The organism is Wolbachia endosymbiont of Mansonella perstans, assembly GCF_020278605.1.
In the GTDB taxonomy this organism is placed as follows: Bacteria; Pseudomonadota; Alphaproteobacteria; order Rickettsiales; family Anaplasmataceae; genus Wolbachia.
This window is the reverse complement of the sequence record NZ_JACZHU010000120.1, coordinates 1-1,705: the sequence shown is the minus strand read 5'-3', so window position 1 is coordinate 1,705 and position 1,705 is coordinate 1. Positions and strand designations below refer to the sequence as shown.

The following is a 1,705-nucleotide window of genomic DNA, read 5'->3' as shown; positions in this document are numbered from 1 at the left end:
TTGCTCTCCTTAATAATAAATCAAGTGATATAGAAGCTTGTATAGTCAAAGATGAAGAGGATGCTATGATAAATCGGCATGGCATCAACATCACCTGCCTGAAAGGAGCTGTATTTATAGATCAAGCTCAATATGAAGGTGAGCAACTTGAAAGCAAACGACAGGAAGGAAAAAAGGCTACTACAACACGAGAGAAAAAAATCTCCCCTACAGATGTTACTATAAAAGACACTCCATCAAAAAAAATGTGCTCACGTGATTCCATTACCGATCTAAATAACATGACGCAGCACAGCTTAAACGGTTCGGATTCATTTGGAAGTGTAGCTGATACAGCAAAATAGGTTAGTTATTAATGATATGTCGAATAAGGACTTGGTAGATTATAACTTGAATGATGAACCTACCTCTCGACATAAGACTCATACTGTAAAAGTTGGGCAAGTAAAAATAGGTGGAAATAATCCTATAGTTGTTCAATCCATGGCACTTGGTGTACAAATAAATCCTGGCAACATAAAAAGCAGTGCTAAACAATATGCAAAAGAAATAATAGAACTAGCGCATGCGAGTTCAGAGTTGGTGAGAATTGCTTTGAGTTCAGAGGAAGTAGCAAAAGCAATACCTTATATAGTAGAAGAGGTAAATAAAGGAGGTTTTGACAGTAAGATGTTGGTGGGCTGTGGGCAATATGAGCTTGACAGGCTGATTCAGGATTATCCACACAACATTAAGATGCTGGGTAAAATTAGGATAAATCCAGGCAATATAGGCTTTGGCGACAAACGTGATGAAAAATTTGAAAGGGTTATAGAGTATGCAATAAAGCACGACATTCCGATTAGAATTGGAGTAAATTGGGGTAGCCTTGATAAGTACCTTTTACAAAAACTAATGGATGAGAACTCCTTATCTAGTAATCCAAAACCTTCTGATGTTGTATTGCGCAAGGCACTTGTAATGTCAGCTCTGAGCAGTGCACAGAAGGCTGAAGAAATTGGTCTCAGCGCAGATAAAATAATCATTTCGTGTAAGGTTAGTAGAGTGCAAGATTTAATCTCAGTTTACACAGCGCTTGCAAAATCCTCCAATTATGCTTTGCACTTGGGCTTAACTGAAGCTGGTATGGGCAACAAAGGCGTGATAAATACCACGGCAGGGCTTACTTACTTATTACAAAATGGTATTGGAGATACGATACGTGCTTCTTTGACTCAACGCCCTGGCGAATCGAGAATCAGTGAGGTAATAGCGTGTCAAGAAATATTGCAGTCTATAGGTTTGCGCTACTTTAATCCTCAAGTCAGCTCATGTCCTGGATGTGGGCGCACAAATAGTGATCGTTTTCGGGTACTAACTGAAGAAGTAAATGATTACATAAAAATTCGCATGCCGGCCTGGAAGAAACAAAATCCAGGTGTGAAGCGTATGAGTATTGCTGTTATGGGGTGCATCGTAAATGGCCCTGGAGAAAGTAAACACGCAAATTTAGGGATCAGCTTACCTGGATATGGAGAAAAGCCCGTTTCAGCAGTTTATAAAGACGGCAAATACTTTAAAACTTTACAAGGCAGTAACATCTTTAGAGAATTTAAGACAATTATTGATAACTATGTGAAGGAGCATTTTACGTAATCATCCAAGGGCGTCATGACGGCGCCTCCTTTTTTTGTCATTCCGGTAGCTGACATTGGGATGGCTTTTT

General features: G+C 39.2%; 1 protein-coding gene and 1 pseudogene. Both read left to right on the top strand.

Annotated elements, in window-relative coordinates; genetic code table 11:
• Nucleotides 1–344: pseudogene (locus IHO13_RS05275) on the top strand (TRP75-related protein); the annotation flags it as partial.
• A 16-nt stretch (nucleotides 345–360) separates the two neighbouring features.
• Complete coding sequence (ispG, locus tag IHO13_RS05270) at nucleotides 361–1,635, top strand: flavodoxin-dependent (E)-4-hydroxy-3-methylbut-2-enyl-diphosphate synthase (protein ID WP_225538599.1); 1,275 nt, start codon at nucleotides 361–363, stop codon at nucleotides 1,633–1,635.
• Nucleotides 1,636–1,705: the final 70 nt, after the last annotated feature.